Genomic DNA, 970 nt, shown 5'->3' on the forward strand with positions numbered 1-970 from the left:
ATAACGGTCAAGCTATTCCCGTTACCTTTGAAAAGAGCTTTACCGGCTACGACGCTTTAATCAAAAACGCTCCCAAAAAAGCTCTCGAATTTACGGTCAAAGCATCTACACCACTCGGCGAGGTAACTAAGACGGGTACCTTGGGCGAACAAGATACATTTATTGATTTACCGCTCCAAATTTCTCAAGCAGGTAATATTGAAGGCGATGTCTCCGCTTTCTTTACAAATTATAATAGAGCTTGGCTGCAATATGCCAAGACGAAAACGACCGTTGACCCTCTCTTACCTTATCTCTCCCCAGACGGCGATGAGAAACAGAGTTATGAACGTGAGGTTGAGCAATTTGAAACTACGCCAGACATTCTAAAACAAGTCTTTGTAGGTGAATTGCTTCATTTAGAAATTGACTTTGGCTCTTTAGAAATAGTAGATGACACCCATTTAAAAGTAATGGTAAGAGAAGTTTATCAAGATAAATGGAAAAATCTTGGCACCAATCAAATAGATGATCACGGGCAGGATGAACAATGCTGGGAATATGAGCTGCACAAAATAAAAGATAAGTGGCAGCTAGCCTCTACTCGTGCTGCATCCGTGTCCCGCTTTGGTCTTAATCCTAATCAGGTGAAGAAATTAAAGTAGGCAAAACGTTATAGAAATTAGAAAAGGCACTCACTCTATACAATACAGTGAATGCCTTTTTCTATATAGAAAGAAACCTTTTCTCTTGCTAATCGTCATTTGATAGAGAATGTCTCCTACTTCTTCATAAAGCGTCCCGCTGCCTTGCCGACAATATCCTTTACAAGCGGTTCGCGCAAAATAAACAACACTGTAAAGTAAATGACTGTAGACACAGTACCGCCTACCAGTAAATCGAGAAGCCTGCCCGATTCCAGCATCAGAACTCGGAGAATGAAGGCGACAACGGACATGACTGCGCAGGCAATCAAAACCTTTGCTACTGT

General features: G+C 41.4%; 2 pseudogenes. One reads left to right on the plus strand and one right to left on the minus strand.

What is annotated here, in order from left to right:
* Nucleotides 1-644: pseudogene (locus AYJ08_RS04170) on the plus strand (hypothetical protein); the annotation flags it as partial.
* A gap of 116 nt (nucleotides 645-760) precedes the next feature.
* Here the strand turns inward: AYJ08_RS04170 and AYJ08_RS23825 are convergent.
* Nucleotides 761-970 (minus strand): annotated as a pseudogene (locus tag AYJ08_RS23825) (murein biosynthesis integral membrane protein MurJ); the annotation flags it as partial.

The organism is Brevibacillus sp. SKDU10, from assembly GCF_001645205.1.
In the GTDB taxonomy this organism is placed as follows: domain Bacteria; phylum Bacillota; class Bacilli; order Brevibacillales; family Brevibacillaceae; genus Brevibacillus_B; species Brevibacillus_B halotolerans.